At 61.7% G+C, this 20,199-nt stretch carries 16 protein-coding genes; 4 read left to right on the forward strand and 12 right to left on the reverse strand.

The features are described 5' to 3' along the window. Window positions 1-15: 15 nt before the first annotated feature. From UB31_RS27785 to mblB, 7 genes are all read right to left on the reverse strand, one after another. Window positions 16-954, reverse strand: a complete 939-nt coding sequence (locus UB31_RS27785; protein ID WP_245306074.1) for a hypothetical protein — start codon at window positions 952-954, stop codon at window positions 16-18. Window positions 955-1,328: 374 nt separating this feature from the next. Further along, entirely contained in the window at window positions 1,329-2,060 is a 732-nt protein-coding gene (locus tag UB31_RS27790) for a hypothetical protein (protein WP_045013165.1), read from the reverse strand. 353 nt (window positions 2,061-2,413) lie between these two features. After that, window positions 2,414-3,958: a T6SS phospholipase effector Tle1-like catalytic domain-containing protein gene (locus tag UB31_RS27800; protein WP_045013167.1), complete on the reverse strand. Its 1,545-nt coding sequence runs from the start codon at window positions 3,956-3,958 to the stop codon at window positions 2,414-2,416. Window positions 3,959-3,967: 9 nt separating this feature from the next. After that, window positions 3,968-4,921 carry a ComEC/Rec2 family competence protein gene (locus UB31_RS27805; RefSeq protein ID WP_050044848.1) on the reverse strand — a complete coding sequence of 318 codons (954 nt, stop codon included), beginning with the start codon at window positions 4,919-4,921 and terminating at the stop codon, window positions 3,968-3,970. Continuing rightward, on the reverse strand, window positions 4,918-6,099 hold the full coding sequence (locus UB31_RS27810; protein WP_045013168.1) for a patatin-like phospholipase family protein: 1,182 nt from the start codon (window positions 6,097-6,099) through the stop codon (window positions 4,918-4,920). Before UB31_RS27810 ends, UB31_RS27805 begins: the two co-directional genes overlap by 4 nt. Continuing rightward, window positions 6,096-8,372, reverse strand: coding sequence for an anti-phage 6A-MBL system cap2_3 protein (gene cap2-3, locus UB31_RS27815; protein WP_197090864.1), 2,277 nt, complete (start codon window positions 8,370-8,372; stop codon window positions 6,096-6,098). The genes UB31_RS27810 and cap2-3 overlap by 4 nt, the downstream gene beginning before the upstream one ends. 23 nt (window positions 8,373-8,395) lie before the next feature. Next, window positions 8,396-9,529: an anti-phage 6A-MBL system MBL-fold protein gene (gene mblB / locus UB31_RS27820; RefSeq protein ID WP_502691286.1), complete on the reverse strand. Its 1,134-nt coding sequence runs from the start codon at window positions 9,527-9,529 to the stop codon at window positions 8,396-8,398. Window positions 9,530-9,649: 120 nt separating this feature from the next. On the opposite strand from mblB, the gene UB31_RS27825 reads away from it, so the two are divergent. The 4 genes from UB31_RS27825 (at window position 9,650) to UB31_RS27840 (ending at window position 17,033) form a co-directional block, all read left to right on the forward strand. Beyond that, window positions 9,650-10,018, forward strand: a complete 369-nt coding sequence (locus tag UB31_RS27825) for a helix-turn-helix domain-containing protein (RefSeq protein WP_245306075.1) — start codon at window positions 9,650-9,652, stop codon at window positions 10,016-10,018. Next, window positions 10,015-10,530, forward strand: coding sequence for an ImmA/IrrE family metallo-endopeptidase (locus UB31_RS27830; protein ID WP_045013172.1), 516 nt, complete (start codon window positions 10,015-10,017; stop codon window positions 10,528-10,530). Before UB31_RS27825 ends, UB31_RS27830 begins: the two co-directional genes overlap by 4 nt. Window positions 10,531-10,543: 13 nt before the next feature. Then, window positions 10,544-11,911 (forward strand): exonuclease domain-containing protein, encoded by a 1,368-nt coding sequence (locus UB31_RS27835; protein ID WP_045013173.1) that lies wholly within the window; start codon window positions 10,544-10,546, stop codon window positions 11,909-11,911. 655 nt (window positions 11,912-12,566) lie between these two features. Beyond that, window positions 12,567-17,033, forward strand: coding sequence for an NACHT domain-containing protein (locus UB31_RS27840; protein ID WP_156175589.1), 4,467 nt, complete (start codon window positions 12,567-12,569; stop codon window positions 17,031-17,033). Window positions 17,034-17,176: 143 nt separating this feature from the next. Here the strand turns inward: UB31_RS27840 and UB31_RS27845 are convergent, their stop codons facing one another. Genes UB31_RS27845 through UB31_RS27865 form a run of 5 tightly spaced genes read right to left on the reverse strand, consistent with a single transcriptional unit; the run spans window position 17,177 to window position 20,123 of the window. Then, the gene (locus tag UB31_RS27845; RefSeq protein WP_045013175.1) at window positions 17,177-17,434 is read right to left on the reverse strand and encodes a hypothetical protein; all 258 of its coding nucleotides are present in this window, start codon (window positions 17,432-17,434) and stop codon (window positions 17,177-17,179) included. Continuing rightward, on the reverse strand, window positions 17,400-18,503 hold the full coding sequence (dinB, locus tag UB31_RS27850; RefSeq protein WP_045013176.1) for a DNA polymerase IV: 1,104 nt from the start codon (window positions 18,501-18,503) through the stop codon (window positions 17,400-17,402). The genes UB31_RS27845 and dinB overlap by 35 nt, the downstream gene beginning before the upstream one ends. Further along, window positions 18,500-19,225, reverse strand: a complete 726-nt coding sequence (locus tag UB31_RS27855) for an SOS response-associated peptidase (RefSeq protein ID WP_045013177.1) — start codon at window positions 19,223-19,225, stop codon at window positions 18,500-18,502. Before UB31_RS27855 ends, dinB begins: the two co-directional genes overlap by 4 nt. A 3-nt stretch (window positions 19,226-19,228) precedes the next feature. Beyond that, window positions 19,229-19,678 (reverse strand): hypothetical protein, encoded by a 450-nt coding sequence (locus tag UB31_RS27860; RefSeq protein WP_045013178.1) that lies wholly within the window; start codon window positions 19,676-19,678, stop codon window positions 19,229-19,231. A gap of 46 nt (window positions 19,679-19,724) precedes the next feature. Continuing rightward, on the reverse strand, window positions 19,725-20,123 hold the full coding sequence (locus tag UB31_RS27865; protein WP_197090865.1) for a hypothetical protein: 399 nt from the start codon (window positions 20,121-20,123) through the stop codon (window positions 19,725-19,727). Window positions 20,124-20,199: the final 76 nt, after the last annotated feature.

Here is a 20,199-nt window from a genome sequence, read left to right on the forward strand (position 1 = left end):
TCGTCCTCCAGGCGTTCAAGGGAATCGAAGGCCTCGGTCCAGAAGCTCATTCAGAGCATCGGCCCGGGGGCGAACAGGCTGCGCCGCGACATCGACCAACGCGCTTGCGACATCGCGCGCGAGGCCACGTGCGCGCACCCGGAAGGGCGTCGACACCTTCTGTAGGCCTGCTCGTCCATGTACGTAGCTGCTTCGTAGCTCGAAAAGGTCTTTGTAGCTCTGGCCGCTCGCGGCCTTATTCAACAAGGCGGCCATCCGCGCGGCCACACGATCTGTGGCTGACACCTTCTTGTGCGGGTCGGCCTTCGGCCTCAACCACTTTCTATGGTCCATCTCCAGGCCGAGGGCCGCTTCGATCGCGGTCATATGTGCCATAACCTCATCCATGCCGTCCGCGAGAAAGGCGCGCACAATGAAATGGGCGATGGGCGTTTCGAAGAGGGGGGTAGATCGCGCCGCTTCGAGCTTCCTCCACGCCTCGTCGGTAAAGTCCAAAAGTCCCGCTTCGGCCGCTTCATCGAGCGGCAGCTTCGTTGGCCGTTCCAGCTCGATCTCCTGACCCGATCGATCTTCTACGAGCCACGGTTCGAGGGTGAGGCTGTCCGCGCTTGGGGCGGGATCGGGCCGGACGAACAGGTCATCATCCACGGTGCAGATCCATGGTACTCGGAACCCTCGCCAATCAACCTCCGGCAAAGTCGACCATTTCTCCCATGGCGCCAGCAGCAAGAAAAACAGGGCGTCTTCAACCGCCGGCGGAAATCGGCCGAGGTGGGGCTCGATCTCACCAAGGTCCCGGCTCAGGTCCATAAAGAGTCCCGGTACCGCGCGTGCGTCCGGCCGCGAGTCGACCTCAACCTCCTCTTCAACACTAAGCCATTGAAACTGTGCGAGGCGCGTCGTTTCCAAAGGCTTGCCGGGGAAGTTGCGCAGCAACCGCGACGCGTCGAACATCCTCTCAAGCTCCATAGCGCTGAATGCGCCGACGCGCGCGCGGCCGAAGTTCAAGGAAGGCAATGCATCTGCTAGGTCCAGTGGGCACATATACCGCCGGACAGTTGTCCGTCGTTCAAACGCCTGATTGAGAGCTCTCGCTGCGTCCCGAGGCAGAGTCGCTTGACCGGAAAGTCCGACGGGCAACATGCAGGGCAGTCCTAAGGAGCGCAATGCGTTGCTCAGGGCGAACCTCGCCTTGCCGCCCCCATACCGCGCCTCACATAGATCAACCAACGCAACGAAGGCGGGCGTGGACAACAAATTGCTGGGCCCAGGAGCCGGAATGCACCATAGGGAATCGAGCGCGGCTATTAATTCCAGGTCCGTCATCTTCAGCCGCCTTTCACAGGGGTCTGCGGCACCCAGCGTCGTTCCACTCGCTCTCGAACGAGGCGCGCCTCCAGGCTGGGGTGCTTGCGGTCGATGCTCTCATTGTAGATGTACTCGGCATCTAGCCAAAAATCCGCGACAGCATCAATAAAACTGCGAAGTCGATCGACGGGAATATCCATCGCTGCGACCTGCGCCGGCTTCGATGCAGAAGTCGAGCCGAACCCCGGTAGCAATGGCGATGACAATTGCCAAAGATCCGGGCAGCGCTGTGATAGCTTGTTGGCAGACTCGCCGTCGCCATGCCGGCAGGCATTACCTAAATGCTGGAGAATGTCCAGCGTGTCGAAACTTGGGAAAGACTCGAGTTTGATGCCGCGCAGCTCGCGAAACAGCTTGCACAAGTCCTTCCAGTTCGCCTTCTCCACCTTGCTTGCCGTCGTCTCGCGTGGCCGCAATTCGCGCGCGCACCCACGTATATACGCTCTTAGTTGTCGTTCCCAGATCGATTGGATCGAGAGAGCGAACGCCAACTTCGTTTCGCACAGCACATCCTGCATGTCAGCTCGAGCAAATCCACGTCCGGGCGAGTCGCTCCGGCCCAATTCATCTATTCGCCCGTGTAGGGTCTCCAGCGCAGGAAGAATCAGGTCGTCAAAATAAGATCGGATCGTGATTTCGTGTCTCGAAGCTTCTATGTCGGCAGAGCAATTCTTCCAGCGGAACGGCATCATTGCTGTTGATCCTTGCCCTTGTGCCGGCCACCGCAATTAGCCACCGTGCTCTGCCTCAATCTCTTACGCCCACCCTTCAAGACAGCCGCGTAGCCGCCTCAGCGTCATCTCCTCAAGCTCTCCGACCAAAACCAAGCTCTTGTCATTCAAGCCGTTCATCGACGGCCCGAACAAGCCCGAGACGGAGCCGTCCCGATGACGGGCCAGATAGAACCGATCATGAAAGCGCGCGTCCCGGTTAATGTGCGAAAGAACCCGAAGCGAACGCCAAATCCTTGCTTCTTCCCATGCTGTTCGACGGCCCGTCGCCATACAGCTCCTAACGTTGAACTCGGTGAGATCGCCTTCCTGCATCAGGCCGGTGCGCCGCTAGAGAGGGGCGGGTACAATTGTTTGAAATCGTCATGCTTCCGAAGCGCCGCGGGTCTGTAGGGGCCGACGCTGGCGCACTGCGTCACTTCGGCGAGCTCGAAACGCGCCCGGACGGTCGGATGGACCGGTGCGTCGTGCGTGGCATCGCGGACCTTGGCGGGCCAGTTCATGCCCGCGATGCGGCTCTGCAACCACCGCCATTTCGGAAGTTTCGCCGCGTACGCATCGAGCGTGTCGCGCATGCCCGCGATCTCGCAGTGCTGCACGCCGTCCGCCGCGGGGTATATGTTGAGTTGCGGTCCGGTGCTGCCGCTGGTCGGCATCTTCTGTCCGTCGACCATGATCGGTCCGGTCTTGAGCCCGTCCGGCACGGAAGTCGCCTGCTCGCACATCCAGGCGAGCGCGATATCCGAAAGGCGCGACTCGGGCTCCGGGTAGGATCCCCCGACATCGGAGTGGTTTCCCGCGAACCAGAGCTGGATGAGCCGCGCATGGCCGGGAAAAAGCGGCGCGCCTTCCTCACTGCCGCCCCAGCCGACCCGGTCGAAATCCAGCCGCGTCTCGTCGATGGCATTGGCCGAACGCGCGAACGCGACATGCCTGCTCAACAGCTTGTCGAAGTTCTCGCCCTTCCATTCCGCCACATGCGACTGCGATTGCCCCGGGGTCGGGTAGTCGGTGATCGTCTTCACTTTCGCCTTCTTCTGCCAGCGCCAGAACATGGCTACCGCGATCGCCGCGAAAAGAACCTGGAGGGCGAATCCCACGAACATGAAGCCGGTGCCGAAGATCCAGGAAGCGAGCGCCGAAAGAACGACCGCGGGCACGAACCCGCCGACGAGGCCGGCGACCGCGACACCAGCGGTCAGCCCGGCTTGTATCATGACGCGCCTCATTCCGCTGGCGCCGAGCGCGGCGACGGTGTCGAACACGCCGATGAAGTAGGGGGCGGCATTCGAATCCGATCCGTCGCCGGACCCGTACTTCACCTGGAATCGGCGCGCGAGCTCGAGCCGTTCGGCTTCATATTCCGCCCGTGGATGTCCGGCGCCGTGCTCCAGGACGGAGTCGACGGCCTCCCACGCGATGTCGCGGACGTCCTTGCGGAAGCGCATGAGCGGACCGGCGGGCGTCTTCGTCGGAACGCCGCAGAGCATCAGGAGGTTGGCCAGGCTGCGGACCGTGTAGGATCCCCGGCTGAATCCGAACAGGAAGATCCTGTCGCCGGGCCTGTAGTGATTGATGATGAACTCGTAGCAGTCGGCGATGTTGCGTTTGATGCCGGCACCCATCACCGACCCGAGCAGCTTCTGTACGAAGCGAACCGGGGCCGTGAGCGCTGTCGAGCCGATGTCGGTACCGAGACCGGCGTCGTAGAACGCCACCTGCTGGGAAGGATCGATCGGATCGTCGGGATGATCGCGCGAGACGCGGTACATCTTGTAGATGTTGCTGATGCGCTGTTCGGGACGTGCGCCGCCGTCCTGCCCCGTGCCGTCCGAAAAGACGACGATGTTCTTGGACATGATGACTCCCTAGGGACCGTAACGCCTGCGGCCCTGATAGCGCTGCCGCAAAGTGTCGTCGTTGTACGAGAGGATGCGGCCCTTCTTGGAACGGAAATCCATGGTCGAGGATATTTCCTTCGAATTGCCCTTGAGGTTGACCGCGCGATAGGCGCCCATGTGATCTCCGATCGACTTCACGATGACATCCCCGGTCTTCGTCGTCATCAGCCTGATGTCCTCTTCGTAGAGCATGTCCCTGATGTCCTGACGCGGATGGTCGTACTGGTTTGCGTAGTTCGACGTGCAGATGGCCAAACGGGGTTCCAGGCGGGCAAGGAATTTCTTGGTCGTAAAGCCGTTGTCCGCGCCATGATGGGCAAGGATCATCACGTCGGTTTCACTTTTCAGGATCCGCGATCGCCGGAGGCGCGCGGAGATGTTGGGGGATTCCACGTCGCCCAGACTGAGCACGTTGAAGCTTCCCTTCCGGAAATGCTTCACCGTCGAATTGTTGTTGGGGCAATTGCCGTCGATGTGCATCGGATTGTAGTAGGTATCTTCGAACGCTTCCGACCCGGCCTTATCGAGCTTGTCGATATAGAGCGGCGTGATGTGTTTGATCGTCGGAACCCGGTTCGCCTTCGCCTGCGCGTCCTTGTAGGCGGCGATGATCTCGAGGCAGCCTTCGCCATGGTCGGTATAGGGGTCGTACCCCGGACATTCGATCCTGAGCGGCCGAACGAGATCAAGCAGTTCCTGCAGTTCGTGCATGTTGCAGTGATCCGCGTCCCAACTCGTGATGTGGAGGCTATTGGCGAACTCGACCCCGCACCGGCGCATTTCGTATACGAGCGCGACCTTGCTCAATTCGGTAAGCCGCCCTTCGATGACCGTGAAGTGTCCGTCCGCGAAGTAGGAAAACGACGAACCGGGAACGCCGAGTTGATAGGCGCGGAAACGCGTTACGATGCTTTTCATCATGCGGTTTCACTCCAACGCAACGATTGCGGAAAAGCGGCCGTGGCATAGGTCGTCATCGTCGTATCGGCCGCTTCGAAACCATGTCTCGCAAGCCGGTCGAAGTCGGCCGCACTCAACGACTTCAGGTCCGTGGGATACTCGATGGCGACCGACGGTTCGGCATCGGGCTGGACACGGTCGTAGAAGCCCAGAGGCCGGGTCTTGTCCGCCTTTACGTCGAGACCCCTGACCGAATTTCCCATTCGCACCAACACGCCGGCTATTCTTCCGGACGTCAGATCGGCGACGAGCATTCTGCTGCGCAACGACCTGATCTGATCGCTGGCGATGTCGAACAGTCGAGGACCGGCCAGATGACCCCGCAAGAGCGCGCCCACCGCGGACCGGCCGGGCGGCTTCAAAGGCCCCGACGCATCGCTGCACACGAGGAAATCGCAGTTGATCAGTTCGCGTCCCGGCTTGTAGAGCGGTTCAAGCCCGAGATTTTCGTAGGCGCCGCCATCCCAGAGCCGAACAGTCCGCCAAAGCGGCTGCTTCCTGCCCGCCGTCTTGTTGGTGGCCGGATCCGTCCCCCACCAGCCCTCGGCCGGCAGCGTCAGCGGCATCGCGCCGATCGCGTAAGGAACGGCCGCCGAAGCCGCCGCGGCAACCGAGAGAGGCACTTCGGGCGAGTAATGCTTCCCAAAGCTCCAATCGCCCATCTCGCGCTTCTGAAACCGCCAGTTCTTGCCGGTCTCGATGCAGGTCGCGTTGATCATCCAAACCGGGGCATCCGGCAGATCGCAGACGCGTCCGCTGACGCCCCAACGGGTCTCAAGCAACTCGGCCAGAACGACCGCACGTTCTTTCAGAAGCCTGACGTTCAACCGCCTCAATCCGGCCCAGCCGATGGCGCTGAAACTGAATAGGTCGACGCTCGTCAGCAACGTCCGCAGTGAGGGATAGATCTCGTCCGCAAACCGCCTCGACGAGGGCCACCCCATGTCCGCCCGCGAGACAATCGCCGCCATCAACAGACTTCCGCCGGACACAGTCGAGATCGCCGACACGGATTCCAGCAGCCTCTCGTCGGCAAGCCGCTTCAGCACGCCCAAATGGAACACGGCCGCCCTGACCCCGCCTCCGGACAGCGCCAATCCTATCCGTGCTTTCTGAGGCGCGTTCGCGTCGTTGTTCATCCGCGGGCTTCCTTCACCAAGACCACGGACACCGGCGCGGCGCCGTCGCTGAGCGAAGCGCAATGGACCCGAACCCCGTCGTCGTTGACGATCGCCATCAGCGCCGGCACGCCGTTCATGTCGAGAAGTTCTGCAAGCTCGGCAAGCTGCAACAAATCCTTCGTGCTCGGGGTGGCCGCAAGGCCGGTGGGGTGCGAATGCCATTCGCCGACGTAGACGAGCTGACCGGCGCTTGCCTCGGTCGTGCGCCCTATGCCGGACCGCAGGCCGGCGATTCCACGCTCGAACCCCGTTCGATCTCCCTTGCTGTCGGACGGCGCGTCCAGGGCCACGCTGACGTGGATCGACCGCGCTTCCATGTCGAGGACGCCCAACAGCACGCCGCCCGTTTCGGACGGAAGCGCCGCCTTCCTCCGTCCGGCCACGAACTCGACGACGCTTTCGGAGAGGGCTACGGACCAATCGGCGATCGCCAGACGCCGCCATCCGATCGCCGCGCTGCGGATGCAGTCCACCCGTCCCTGCAGTGTCCGCCAGACGACGACTTCGCCTTCCTCGTTCCTGAGCGCGTTGCCGATCTCGAGGGAGATGGCGGCGGACAGGAGAGCCGCCTGGCTCTCGGACATCCGATTGGTGGCCTGCCTGCACGCGCCGGAATACGCAATGTTGTGCTGAGAGGCGCGGAGGTGTCCGACGAGGCCGGGTTCTTCGGCGGTCATGGCGTAGTGTTGCGCTTCGAGATCGCGGAGCGACGATGATCGATCGCGGGGCTCGATCTGCAGCACGGCATCGGTGCCCTCGGAATTGAAGAAGAAGCTGATGCGGCGCGCGGTGTCGGGCGTCGAGGACAGAAATCTTGAAACTGCGATCGATGCCGAAGCGTCCATGATGATGTCGGCGCGTCCCAATGCGGTCTGCACCGCCGCTTTCGTCGCTGTGTCCTCGGACAGCACGTCGGCGACCAAGTATGCCGCGCGATCGGGAAACCCGAGCGCGGTTTCCAGAAACCTAGCGAAGCCGCCGGCTTTGGAACGGCCTACCTCCATCACCGGCAAGACGTGCCTCGGAACGTTGTGAGGCAGAAGGTAGTCGCCGTCGATCACGTCCCAGGTGAAGCGTCCCTCGCGCGCGAGATTGGCGGCGACGTGCGATCCCACCGTGCCCGCGCCGACAAGGGCGACCCGGCGGCTATCCGTCGCCGGCTCGCCGGAAACTAGCGCCGCGAGGTCTCGGTCGAGTCCGTAGTGCACCTCTCCGCAGACGAGTTTGATCGATGCCGCCGCTCCCGCGTCCGACGGCGTCAGAAGTCGACCGTGAATTCCATCCGGCCCGCGGTCCAGGCAGCCCAGGGCAACGCCGATCTCGGCCATGGTGGCGGTCGAAAAGAACACTCTGAGTTCGAGGATGCCGATCTCCGCTCCGCCTTCCTTCGCAACGGGAAAGCCCACCAGCAAGCCTAACTGCCAGCCCAACTGCTCCGGATCCCGCTGTGGCCTCCGTCCAGCGGCGTAGGAATTGGTGACCCACTGGAGAATTCTTTCGCGCAACACGCCCCGCAGATCGATCTCGCCGAGTTCGTCGGCAAGTTCGCCGAGCGTGCGGGGTGGAAAGCGCAAGGGACCCATGTCGCGTCGGGCCGCGGTCAGGGCGATCAGGGCGATTCCGAACCGCTGCCCTGCAAAGGCGACCGAAGGCGACGTCGCCACCAGCACCTCACGAGAGAGTTCGCCGTCCGGTCTGTGCACCGCCAATTCCGTCGGACCGGCGTGGGCGGCGTCGATGACCTCCCTGCCGACGATGACCACCGGGCCCGGGACCACGAACAGCGGCTCGGGCGCGCGTTGATCTCCATGCAGCTCGTCGCGCGCCGTCTTCGCCAGCCAGATGTGGATCCGCACCAGAAAATCCGAGGGCGTCCAATTCAGCTTGATTTCCTGCCAGGGACGGTCGTCGATGCAGAGGGACACCGGATCCGACCGATGGCCGGGATTGGTATGCGGCACATCGGGAAAGTCGTCGCGGAGGGCGAGAATCACCGGTGCCCGATCCTGTGCCGGGAAGTGCAGCGCCATCGGCTCGGTCGCCTTCAGCGGATGAACGAAACGCTGTGGCCGGTCGACGTGGACGTTCACGAGAAGTGTTTCATCTCCGGACGCGGAGCGCCGCGCCTCGACGAAACGATACCCTTGCGTGCCGCCCTCGCACACCAGCCGGGCGACGGCGCGGGCGCGGACAAGAGCGAGGGCTTTCCAGTCCACGGCCTCGCCGAACATCTGCTGCACCGGACACAACGGCATCAACCGGCCCGCATCGGCCTAGCCGAGGCGTAGTCGACCGGCATCGCGGCCATTGCAACAAAGGATGCACCGGCCGCGGTGATGCTGATCTGGCACGCCTTGGGATTGCGCCGCGGCGAGTTCTCCATGGTCACCTCGAACTGGCCGTCGATCGCGCCGGTGACGTCCTGGTAGTACGCGGCCGCTTGACGGTGCGGCGGCTGGACGTCCCTGTCGCGCTCGGACCCCTTGCCGGGAATCGACTCGCTCGTAGAGACCATGATGCCGTGGCGCTCGGCCTGATTCTCGCACAACCACCTAACGTCGTCCGTGGGCACGGTCTTGTCCACGCCCTTGTCAGCGCAGTTCAGCGATTTGTAGCTGCAGTGATGCGGAATCTTGAAGACGTGCCAGCGAAGCCGGTCCTCGTTGCCGTGGGTCTTCGACGTCTGCACGATGTGGCCCAGCGTCACGTCGTTGACGTCGGAAGCGAACAGCGCCCTGGTGTCGACGCCCGCCTCGCGGAACACGGCCTGAAACACGACCGCATCTTCGTTGCGTTCCTCGACTTCCCGGTCGTTGAGCCGCCATGCCATCGGGTTGTGGACGAAGATCTCGATGCCGCCGGGGGCGTTCAGGTCGTCGTAGCCCGGCACCAGATTTCCCGCGTCCGTGATCAGATGCATGCGCTCTTCGAGCCTGATTCCGTTCCGCTTGCAGAAATCGCGGAGACGCTCGGGCCTCGAAAAGACGCGGATGCCCTTTCCCTGGATGAAGCGGTGTCTGGCCTCCTGGCGAATGATCTGCGCGTCGTCGGTGCTCCCCTCCTCGGTGAGCGCGGCGGCAGGCACCCAAAGGTCATTCATCTTGATCCGGCCTTCGCCTTGCCGCGAGGCGAAGCGCTCGAAATGAAAGAAATCGCCGGCCCGCTTGGTATGGTCTTCGTCGAGGTGGGTGAACATCACGACGTCGAAGTAGTCCCGCTTCACTGCCCTGAGGTCGCCGTCGAGGGCCGTCGGCAAGTCGATGCAGGTGTTACCTGCGTCCCCCGGAATACGCATGTCCGCGTAGTCGACCAGGATCTTGCGGCCGTCCTTCAAGTCGATACGCGTGCAGTCGGCATTGCCGAGCGGAAAGAAAGTCAGGATGGCCATCAGGCGCCCCTCAAGTCGTTTTCGATGGCAAGAACTCTATCCCGAGTCGGCCCAAGCCAACATCTGTACAATATTAAATTTCGGTAATGTTTTGTATTAAGCACAAAAAGGTTTGCGCCATTGACCGCGGCCTCGAATTGCGATTCTGTGCCCGACATGGCTGATTTGGAGATCTACCGGATTGTCGGCGCGGCGGTAGCGGCACGGAGAAAACACCTTCGCCTGAAGCAGGCCGAAGTGGCCGACCAGATCGGATTGACCAGGGCGTCGCTCGCCAACATCGAAAGCGGCCGACAGAAACTCATGCTGCATCAGATCTACAGATTGGCCACGGCCCTGGGAGCCGATTCGATCACCGATCTCGTTCCCGAGAGCTTCTCGTTCGAACAAGCGAGCGGACCGCTCAGGCTTGAGGGCAGCGACATCAGCGACGTGCAGAAGGCAGAGATCGAGCAGTACGTCAGGCGCAAGGGAGGAGGAAAGACATGAGCGAGCACGCTGCCCGGGAGCAGGCGCGCGTCCTTGTCGAGAAGCTGGGGGTCAAAGCACCGCCGGTACCGGTGGAGAGACTGGCGAAGGCGCTTGGCGTCAGGATCGAATACAATCCTTTCGACGACGAATTGTCGGGAATGGCCTTCCTACGCGAGGGCAAACCGGTCATCGGAGTCAACGCGAACCATCATCCTAACCGGCAGAGATTCACGATCGCGCACGAACTCGGCCACATCGTGCTTCACCGCTCCAGGCTGGACGCGGCGGTTCTCGTCGACAAGAAGAGCAAGCACTTCATCCCCCGTGACCAGATTTCCGCCGAGGGCACCGATCCGGTCGAGGTGCAGGCGAACGCATTCGCGTCCGAACTTCTAATGCCGGCCAAGTGGGTCCGACAGGCGCTGTCCGAATCCACCCGCGACCTGCACGACGACGAGTACCTCATAGCGCTCGCGAAGCGATTCCGGGTCAGTCTCGCCGCCTTCCAATTCAGGCTGGAAAAGATCTAGTCGGAGACTTCCGGTGGGGTTCATTCTCTACGACGTGGAAACGACCGGTCTGCACAAACGCTTCGACCAGATTCTTCAATTCGCCGCCGTCAGGACCGACGTCGACCTCGTCGAAACCCAAAGGTTCGAGACGCGCTCGCGCCTCATGCCGCACGTCGTCCCGTCGCCGAGGGCGCTGCAGGTCACCGGCATTACGCTCGACGAGGCGAACAGCACGGCGCGGCCGTCCCACTACTCGATGGTGTGCGAGATCGCCAAGACGCTGGCGTTGTGGTGTCCCGCCACGTTCCTAGGCTTTAATTCGATCCGTTTCGACGAGGAGTTCCTGCGGCAGGCGTTCTATCAATGCCTGCATCCCGTTTTCCTGACGAACACGAACGGCAACGCGCGCGCCGACGTGCTCAATCTGATGCGGGCGGCGACGACGCTACACCCGACGGTGATTCATCCCGGCGTCGAGATCGACGGACGTCTCAGCCATCGCCTGGGCGCGCTCGCCGCCGCGAACGGAATCGCGCAGGGGAAGGCGCACGACGCCGAGTCCGACGTCGACGCCATGCTCGGATTGTGCCGGCTCGTCCGGGACGGAGCGCCCGGGCTCTGGTCGACCTTCCTCCGCTTCTCCTCGAAGGCAGCGGTCGTCGACCTCGTGCGCGACGAGGATGCGTTCGCCTATTTCGATTTCTTTGGAAGTCCGCGGGTGATGCATTTCCTGACGAGGGTCGGCGTCAGTCCGAACGACGCGAACGCACATTACTGTCTCGACCTCGAGTGTGACATCGACGGTCTACGCAAGCTCAACGACGCGGCACTCGCGGAACGGATGACGCAGGAGCCGCGACCGATCCGACGGCTCAAGGTCAACGGCTCCCCGCTGCTCTATCCTTTGTGGGATATCGACGCCGACCGTTTCCTCGATCTGACGGAGGACGAACTGACGCGGCGGGCGGCGTCGGTGCGCGCCGACGAGGAGTTCATGGCGGCTCTGACGCGCGCCGCGGCCTCTGCCGAGCCAATCTACGGGGTGTCGGAGCACGTCGAGTTGCAGATCTATGGGAGCAACTTCTTTTCCGATGCCGATCGCGAACTGTGCCGACAATTCCATGCCAGTCCATGGGAGAGAAGGCCGGAGCTCGTCCACCGCTTCGGCGACCAGCGCCTGAAGCGTCTTGCCCGCCGGCTCATCTACTTCGAAAGCCCGCATCTTTTCGAGGAGGCCGAGCGACGCGTCATTGCGGACGACATCGCGGCCCGTCGGCGCGGAGAAGGAAACCACGCCACTCCGCCGTGGACGACGATCGCTCACGCCCTGTCGGAACTCGCGACCATCGACGCAGAGGTGTCGGACACGTTCAAGCAAGCCTACCTCGAACTGCGGTAGGAGGGACGCCTCGCTGCATTTCGCTGCAGGCCGGCCCAGCCTGCGGATCAGCGCCCCAGAGTTACCGCTATGGAGGCCGGGTGGGTCTTTTCGACCCATTTCGCCGTGGTACTCCTACTCAGCACATCCTTCAGTTCGTCGCGGTCCAGAACGGCGAGCCGCTGGCTGAGATCGGCAGGGACTTGCCCGGGAATTTGGCATCCAGAACCTGGATGATGGACTCGATGCGTGATCGTCGAGTTCCGTCCGCTCGCCCCATCCCTGTGCCCGAATACTCGTCTCATGTGTGGACGTCTGGTTCAGAGCGCCAAGCCCATCCGTTCGGGGTCTCCGGTGGATCGAAGCGCGCCGTATGCACAAGGCAGGCTTCGACATTTTCGTTGTTGGGATCAGTATCCAGCGTGGCTTTGCCGTCCGACGCAACGTCGACGGCATCGCTCCTGCTTCGCGGTCTCCTGGCCGCCGGTCATACTCTTTCGCCATGTTGCGTGGCCCGCAAGAATCAGGCCCATATCGACGAAGCGAATGTTCGCTCGCTGGCGGGCCCTCTCTCACACGGCTTTCAGGATCACCCCTAGAGGCCCAAGCCAGGTGCCCGGGACGAAGGCATCAAGATGCTCAAATCGCTGGTTCGTCCCTTTCGCCAGGTGCGATAGTGCCGTCCGACCTGCAAAGGCTTTGTTCCTCCCTTCAGCGTGCGCTCTTGCGGCTTCGCGCGAGCGGACCCGACGGCTTTGAAGGGTTCATCCGCGATGCCTTTATCGAAGCCACCGGCATCTCTGGGCGAATTCAGAAATCCTCCACGCAAGGTGGCGTCGACGCTATTGCCGACGGGACTGGCGGCCAGATCGCGGTTGGTATTGAGGCCAAGCGCTATCAGGAAACAACCACCCTGCCGCTGGATGATCTGAAAAAGAAGCTGGTCGATGCGGCCACCCGGTCCGGAAGCCCCATAGAGCTCTGGATTCTTGCCGCCAGCAAAGAGGTTTCCGCTGACGATGTCGGCGCGCTTAAGAAGATCGGCGAGGAGCAAGGACTTGGCGTGCTTGTGCTCGACTGGCGCTCACGCGACGACGTCTTAGCGCCCCTTCCGTTTCTGTTGGCGCTTGCGCCTCACACGGTCGAACGGGTGCTGGGATCGAAGCTCGCCCAGTCCATCCGTAAAATCGCCGATCATCCGGCGTTCGAAGCTAGAAGGGGTGCTTTCCTGCGCGATGTGCAACATCCCGATCTCGGGCGGGTTTTCGCCGCCCACGCCGTAAGGGCGCGGATTGGCCAAACGCTGCAAACGCGCGCCGATTCCAAATCGAGATTGCAGAATAGCGTTGATCTTCGCGCGCCCGGTTGCATCTGGGCGCCGCGCGATAAGGAATGCACCGAGCTCCAAGAATGGTCGAAGGACGCGGACGCGCCCCCGGTTTGCGCCGTTCTGGGTGACGAAGGCGCAGGCAAGACCTGGCTCCTGTTCGATTGGTGGCAACGGGAAGGCGAGCGCGACCCCTCGCGGCTACGCGTCTGGTTCGCCGCCCGCGAGCTCACGTCCGGGTCGCTCGCAAACGTTCTTGGCGCGGCGCTTGCCAAATGGGTGTCCGTACCAGGCCGAACCGCGTCGTTTTGGACCAAACGCGTTCAGCGCTGGCGCCAAGCAGCGTTGGCGCATCCCGAGGAGGGGCCCTTCATCTGGCTGATGCTCGACGGAACCAATGAGGGCACAGGCCAGTCGCTTGTGCAGCAACTCTTGGCGGAAGCTGCTGACACGGACTGGAAGGGTGCAATCCGGATCGTTCTGACCGACCGGCCCCCGCACTGGCAGTCCAGTTTCCGGTCTGGCCAGTTCCTAGAGCCTCGCCCCGCAACCGTAAAGCTCAGCCATTTCCATGATTCTGAACTGGATGCGCTGCTCGCAGGGCACGGAAAGAAGCGCACGTCGTTCGCGCCGCACGTCCTGGGCCTGATCAAATGGCCGAGCTGGTTTGCTGTGGCTGCGGAAATGTTCGACCGGGAGCACGACTGGACGGCGCATTCAGCCGAGCACTTGATGCTCCGTTACATTCAGCATCGGCTCAGCGCGCGCCTGAATACGTCCGTGATGGATGATGCGGTATTCCGTGAATTCATGTCGGATCTCGGACGGGACATCCAGAGCACCTGGAATATCAATAGTACGTTCTCCCGGGTCGCGCTCAAGAACAAGCTGTCCGGCTTCACGGGTGAGCCAGAGAAAGATATCCTGCAGGCGCTCGATGACGTGACGTCGGGCGTCTGGTTTCGCCCGGCTGGAACACTTCAATTCGAAATGGACGAGGCCGTCTTGCCGTTGGCGATCGGCCTGGCGTTGCACAGCGAGCTTAAATCGCTCACGACAGAGGAAGAAGTCGACAGCAGCGTGGACCGATTTCTCGGTCCGACAGAAGACCAGACCCTTGGCGTCAACATACTCGCCGCCGTCATTTCGCTGACTTTTCTCGATCCCACCTATCCCGCCCCCGCTATCCGCGTGCTGCTGCGGCGGTGGATCAGCTCGCACAATTTTTCGAACGCCCATTTTCAGCATCTTTGGCGGATCGGCAGTGTCAATCCGGCGCCGCTGCTCGATGTCGCCGAAACCATATGGTTGCAGCGCTCGGGCGGCTCTTCCGTCGATGAGATCCTCATCAAGAGCATTGCTAACGTCGGCGGCGACGGCGAACGCCAAACGGAAGTGATCACGTTTCTTGCGAAATGCGCGCGGACATATTGGCCAGATCCGCGGGAGGGGCAGTTTATCAGCTATAACCCAAGCCCGCAGTTGAGGACTGAGGCTTTCGCGGCAACGCAAGAACGCCTTGACAGGTTGCGACGCGATATCGGCTCCAAGGCTGTCGCGGACCTTGATCTTCTCCGTGTCGAGGATGGCACCAGTGCCAGCTGGGTGTTCTACCGCGCCAATTCGATAGCGACGTATCTGCCGCGCGCGGCACAGGCGCCCCTCTGGCGTGGATGGGCACTCAGCCGCGCGGTGATGGGCAGCGCAAACCACCTCGATGATGTCGCATGGTCGCTGCGCGTCAACTCAATCGACGCAGCCGCCTCGACCCCGATATTTCTGCAGACCATCGACGAATTGCTGGCCTTTCCCTCGTCGGGGGTAAGGGAAATGGCCATCCACCTGCTTGAAGCGCATGGCGGGCCCGCCGCCACCGGCAAACTCGCTTCCATCAGGCCACAATGTCAGCCGCACCAACCGAACGCTTGGAGGTACAACGCGTCGCTGATCGACGGCATCGTGACATTCTCAGGAGACGAGCCGTCAAACGAATTGCAAGCCATCTCCATTCTCTCGGATTTCGCGATCGATCCCCATGCGGATGTCGCGCCGGGTCATATGAAGCGACTGAGCCGGTACGCCCGTTCCTTTCCTGTCTCGAAGCTTGGCGATGGACGTGGCCGCACGACTGCAAGCCTTGATCTGGAACGGGCCATGCCGGCCTTGGCGCGCTGGGCGCCCAAAGACCTTGTCGCACTCTACCGGCGCCTGCTGCTTTCCGTCAGTGGTCGCGATGAGACGCGTCTCCTTGGTCTTACATTCTCACTCGAAAGCTTGTTGCTCCTGCTGACGCCACCGATTCAGCAGAAGATACGAACGGTCCTGACAAGGCGCCGCAAGGACAGACGCCAGAGCGACCTCGATCAAATTGACCATGCGCTGATGGCTGCGGCCTTTTTTGGAAATGCGCCTCGGGATCAGATCACGCTGTGGGAGGAACTCGGCGCCCCCCGCTCCGTTCTGTTGTCATTGGAACATGTGTTGCGCGCTCCGTCGCCCGCACAGGTGAAGCGTCTGGGGGCGCGGCTTGCACCGGATCAACCCATCGACCGGCTAGCCGGATGGTTGGTCTATCTCGTGCTCAGCGCGCCGAAAAAACTTCCGAAGAATTGGGAAGCGCTAGCCAAACTCGTAATTCACGAGGACTCAAGCACACGCGAACTTGCCTTCCTGATAGCATTAAATGCCCAAGATGTGTTCCAAGCAAAGCAACATCTGCGGTCAGCCTGGGCGGCCGCTCCGGACCGCTCTGCCAAGGAGAACAGCGCGGGCGTATCGCTGTTCGCGATGCTTACCACACCCAAGACCTTCAAAGCGATGTCTGAGCGGGCGGGTAACGAATGGAGCATGATTTTATGGCGCAAGGTCAAATACCTGCCGGATTGTGCCTATGCGTTCTATACCTTTTTGAAAGATGCCGTCGAACGGGAATTGAATCCGCCGGCGTCACGCGCGATGCTCGGTTACAGGGTCAACCACTTCGGAGCGACGAAGAAACTGGTCGAGCAAAAGCCGGGCGAACTTACCGCACTCGCTGACCGGTTGTTTGCGCCTGACGACGATCCCGCCTTCGCACGCTATGAATTTCCAAGAGTGGATCTCACGCGGGCGTTCCTGGACCTGGACCCGGCCAAGGGAGCGCAATATTGGACGAAACTGAGCCGTTCCGAAGGAATGTTTAAAGCCGGCGAAGATATCGAACAGATGCCGTTTGAGAGCGAAGACGGCGAGCACGTCAATGAATTGCGCCGCCAGCAGATCATGGACGCGAACAACGACTGGAAACTTCTGACTCTCTCCACCTTCATCGTCCGCCACAAGCGGAGCGCTTGGGCGGTCTCGCTTGTCAAAGAGCTACTCAGCACCGCCGAGGCTTCCGGCGATATCGGGAGAGCCATCATGATCACGGGCTTTCTAGACGACACGGCGGCCGTGCGCGCCCTCTGGAAAAATGAGCTGGCGAAGGCCCCGCTCGACGGCTGGATCGAGACTGTCTACCGGCAGGCCAAAGAAAGTTTCCAGAAAACGCGGAGATGTTTGGGATGGCTGGATGTTGCGCTTGCCGCAAAGAATGACGAAAGCTTCTTTGTGGCTTGGGAGCTGTTCGTCCATTTGTGCGAAAATAACGCAATTCCCGTCGCGGCGGCGTGTATCCGGGCGCGCTTGAACACGCGCTCTCAGAAGCAGAAAGACTTTATCGCCCTCAGCTGGAAGCGGGTTCATGACAAGGCGAAGCAGTCGGAGCGGCACCTGAAAGACACGATGTTTTCGCTCCGCGTCGGCCACCAATTGGCAAGACCTTGGTCAGACAACTGAGCACCGCAGGCGGCAGGGCCAATCTTTTCAGCCCTTACCATCTGAGGCGCGGGGCGATTAGTCGAACGGGCGGCGGACTGGAAATATTAAGAAGCGATTGCTGCAGCGAATTCCACCGGTATCCCGCACGAGACAGAAGTTCGCTACGGCAGCCGGATGCGCCCTGCATCGGCAAGGTAAATCGATGCCTGAAAAAGCGTCGGCCCAAGACTATGACCATACAAACTGTTGTCTCCGAAGAATTCGTTCGCCACGCAGATCTGTAGCAGCATACGGGTAACAACAATCGCCGACAGCACGCAGAAAAACTTAATCAGATCGAGGAGGACGAACTTCGTCGTCGCGAGAGCGAGAATGCACACTGTTTCAGATTGGAAGATCCAGCTGCGGCCCCGCGCCATCTTCGGTTTGTAGCGATGAGAGTGAGATGCCTAAGAGTCGCACCGGTCTTGGAAGAGGCGCTTCGTTCTCGAGCAGGCTGACGACCAAGCGCTCCAGATCGCTTCTGCTCGACACGGCGGCGGGGACAGACCTGCTCCGCGTCATAATCTCAAAGTCTTCAAATTTGACCTTCAGCGTTACTGTCCGGCCCCGCGAGCCCTTTTCTTCACAATGCCGCCAGACCTTGTCGATCAAAGGCTGCAGTTCCGACACCATCGCCTCAAACTCAGTGAGATCAATGGAGAAGGTGTTTTCTGCGCCCACGGATTTCCGCACACGGTCGGCTCTGACCTCGCGGTTGTCGACACCCCTCGATATCCAATAGTAATAGCTTCCAGCCTTGCCGAAATTGATCTGCATAAATTCGAGCGACTGATTGCGCATATCGAGCCCCGTGTAGAGGCCTAGCGCATTCATCTTGGCGCTGGTCGCAGGTCCGATGCCGTGGAATTTGCCGACCGGCAGGGTTTCTACGAATGCCGGGCCCATCTCAGGCGTGATTACGTACTGGCCGTTAGGCTTGCGGTGGTCGGAGGCGAGCTTTGCCAGAAACTTGTTGTAGGAGATGCCAGCGGAAGCGTTGAGCCCGGTTACCTCTTTGATCTTCGCACGGATCGCCAACGCGACGTCCCGGGCCAACGGGATGTTCTGCAGATTTTCGGTCACGTCGAGGTAGGCTTCGTCCAGCGATAGCGGCTCGATAATCGGGGTGTGCTCGGCGAAGATCTCGCGTATTTGTTGGGAGACCGCCTTGTACACCTCGAAACGCGGCTTCACGAAGATCAGATCGGGGCATTGCCGTCTTGCCGTGACAGACGGCATGGCCGACCGCACCCCGAACTTTCTCGCTTCATAGCTGGCTGCCGCCACGACGCCTCTTTCCCGGGATCCGCCGACGGCGACCGGCTTGTCGCGGAGATCCGGATTGTCCCGCTGCTCGACGGACGCATAGAAGGCGTCCATGTCGACGTGGATGACCTTGCGTTGGCGGGGCGAGGGGGGCGCCTGGTCATCGTCCTCTTCGGTCACGTTGTCGGCTCAGGCGGATCTTCTTTGACGCCGCGGGCGACGATTTTGAGCGACCCGTCCGGAAGCGGCCGCTGCAGTTTCAAGACCTCGTCCGGAGGAGCCGTCATCCAGATCTCGACTTCTTCCGGCGTTGTCAGGATCACAGGCATCGCCTTAGGGTGAATGGCGCCGACCTCGGCGTTAGGCTCCGTCGTGAGGAACGCGTAGAGGTCATTGGTGGTCTCACCTTCCTTGACCTTCCGGACCGAAGTCCTGTTGGTCCAGATGCCGGCGAAGCAGGCGAGCGGACGGCTCTCATCGAGCGCGAACCAGATGTCACCGCCCTCGGCCTTGTTGAACTCGCTGAAGGAGTTGAACGGCACCACGCAGCGGTTTTCGGCTCCCAGCCATCGTGTCCAGTGCTTGCTCTTCACGTTGCGGATGTTGGTCGTGCCGCCGTCCGGCTCCATCTGCAGCAATTCCTTGAAATCGACGGTCTTGCCCTTGGCCTGCAGCTTCTCCGCTCGTTTCTTGGTGGCGTCCATCAACGCTTTTGACGACGACGGCATTCCCCAGCGCGCCGTAGCGAGTTCTCGGCCCTCGGCCCCGTTGCGCACGATCGGTGCCTTGTAATCGGGAAAAACCCCGGGCATCGGCGCCAGATTGCCGACGTATCGGTTCACGACGCGGAACAACGCGCTGATCGCGGCTTGGTTGGTCGTGATCGAGTAGAGATTGCACATCGGTCAGGCTTCGGTCCGAGGGTGGCGCGGCTGCCAACCTAGTTGTAGCAGAGTTGCGGAAGGACGCCGGCCCGCCTTGGCGCATTTGCGGCAGCGCAGCCGGCCGGCGAGGTCGTGCACGAAGGTGGTCGGCGGATGCTTCATCGCCGCGAGGTCAACGTCGCTCGGCGTCTTGCAGCGCGCGCACCTGATCTCTAGCCAAGGGAAGCCTCCGTTCACGGCCTGGTCGATGGTGGGCGACGGATCGATCGGTTTGCCGTCTGACCACATCCGCTCGTTCCAGCTCTCGCAAAGAAGCCTGTCAGCTTGCTGGATCATCGCCTCGCCCTTGGCCCGCATCTCCGCCGATTGGGCGGCCAGGATGTTGGCCATCGCCCGTGCCTGGCCGAGCTCTTTCGCTAGAGCCTTGCGATCGCCGCCGGACAGGGGCGTAGGGTGATACTTCGGGGCCATCCGGACATCCAGGCGCAAAGAGATCGGATCGGCAATCCGGAGCGGACTACGGCGTCTCGAACGCTGGCCAGCACCCGTCTTCTTCATGCCTGCCGGTACGCTGCTGGCAGGTGTTGTCGAGCAGCCGCTGCGCGACGTCCTTCCAGACCGCGTTGCCGCCGTACAATCGGACTGCATCGGCGGTCTGGATTTCCACGGTCCGCTCGCAGCGGCGGCAGGAGATGCGCAGGATGTGACGCTGAATCTCGGAAAGACGTCGCTGCCGCATCTCGGCCCCGGTCGCGTCGGCGCGTGGGTCTTTGAGGACCGATTCCCAATATTCGGCCGGGAGCGGCGCATCCGGAGTCGCGGCGGAGGGGCCCGGCCTCCGGGCGACGGCCTCAGCCGCCAGCTTTTCCATCTGCTTTGGGGTCGGCATGCGCCAGCTCGCGGGTCGGTCGGACATTCCGAATTAGAACATAAAGAGAACAAAAGTCGAGTCCGATCGAGCCCGCTCCGTGAAAAAATCCTCCCGTTGGAAG

This window comes from Bradyrhizobium sp. LTSP849, assembly GCF_000938255.1.
Classification (GTDB): Bacteria; Pseudomonadota; Alphaproteobacteria; order Rhizobiales; family Xanthobacteraceae; genus Bradyrhizobium.

Excerpts from the sequence above, each read along its gene's own strand:
- UB31_RS27785 (WP_245306074.1), bottom strand. The coding sequence starts at position 954 with ATGTTCGACGCGTCGCGGTTGCTGCGCAACTTCCCCGGCAAGCCTTTG.
- UB31_RS27790 (WP_045013165.1), bottom strand. The coding sequence starts at position 2,060 with ATGATGCCGTTCCGCTGGAAGAATTGCTCTGCCGACATAGAAGCTTCG.
- UB31_RS27800 (WP_045013167.1), bottom strand. The coding sequence starts at position 3,958 with ATGTCCAAGAACATCGTCGTCTTTTCGGACGGCACGGGGCAGGACGGC.
- UB31_RS27805 (WP_050044848.1), bottom strand. The coding sequence starts at position 4,921 with ATGATGAAAAGCATCGTAACGCGTTTCCGCGCCTATCAACTCGGCGTT.
- UB31_RS27810 (WP_045013168.1), bottom strand. The coding sequence starts at position 6,099 with ATGAACAACGACGCGAACGCGCCTCAGAAAGCACGGATAGGATTGGCG.
- cap2-3 (WP_197090864.1), bottom strand. The coding sequence starts at position 8,372 with ATGTTCGGCGAGGCCGTGGACTGGAAAGCCCTCGCTCTTGTCCGCGCC.
- mblB (WP_502691286.1), bottom strand. The coding sequence starts at position 9,529 with ATGGCCATCCTGACTTTCTTTCCGCTCGGCAATGCCGACTGCACGCGT.
- UB31_RS27830 (WP_045013172.1), top strand. The coding sequence starts at position 10,015 with ATGAGCGAGCACGCTGCCCGGGAGCAGGCGCGCGTCCTTGTCGAGAAG.
- UB31_RS27845 (WP_045013175.1), bottom strand. The coding sequence starts at position 17,434 with ATGGCGCGGGGCCGCAGCTGGATCTTCCAATCTGAAACAGTGTGCATT.
- UB31_RS27855 (WP_045013177.1), bottom strand. The coding sequence starts at position 19,225 with ATGTGCAATCTCTACTCGATCACGACCAACCAAGCCGCGATCAGCGCG.
- UB31_RS27860 (WP_045013178.1), bottom strand. The coding sequence starts at position 19,678 with ATGGCCCCGAAGTATCACCCTACGCCCCTGTCCGGCGGCGATCGCAAG.
- UB31_RS27865 (WP_197090865.1), bottom strand. The coding sequence starts at position 20,123 with ATGTCCGACCGACCCGCGAGCTGGCGCATGCCGACCCCAAAGCAGATG.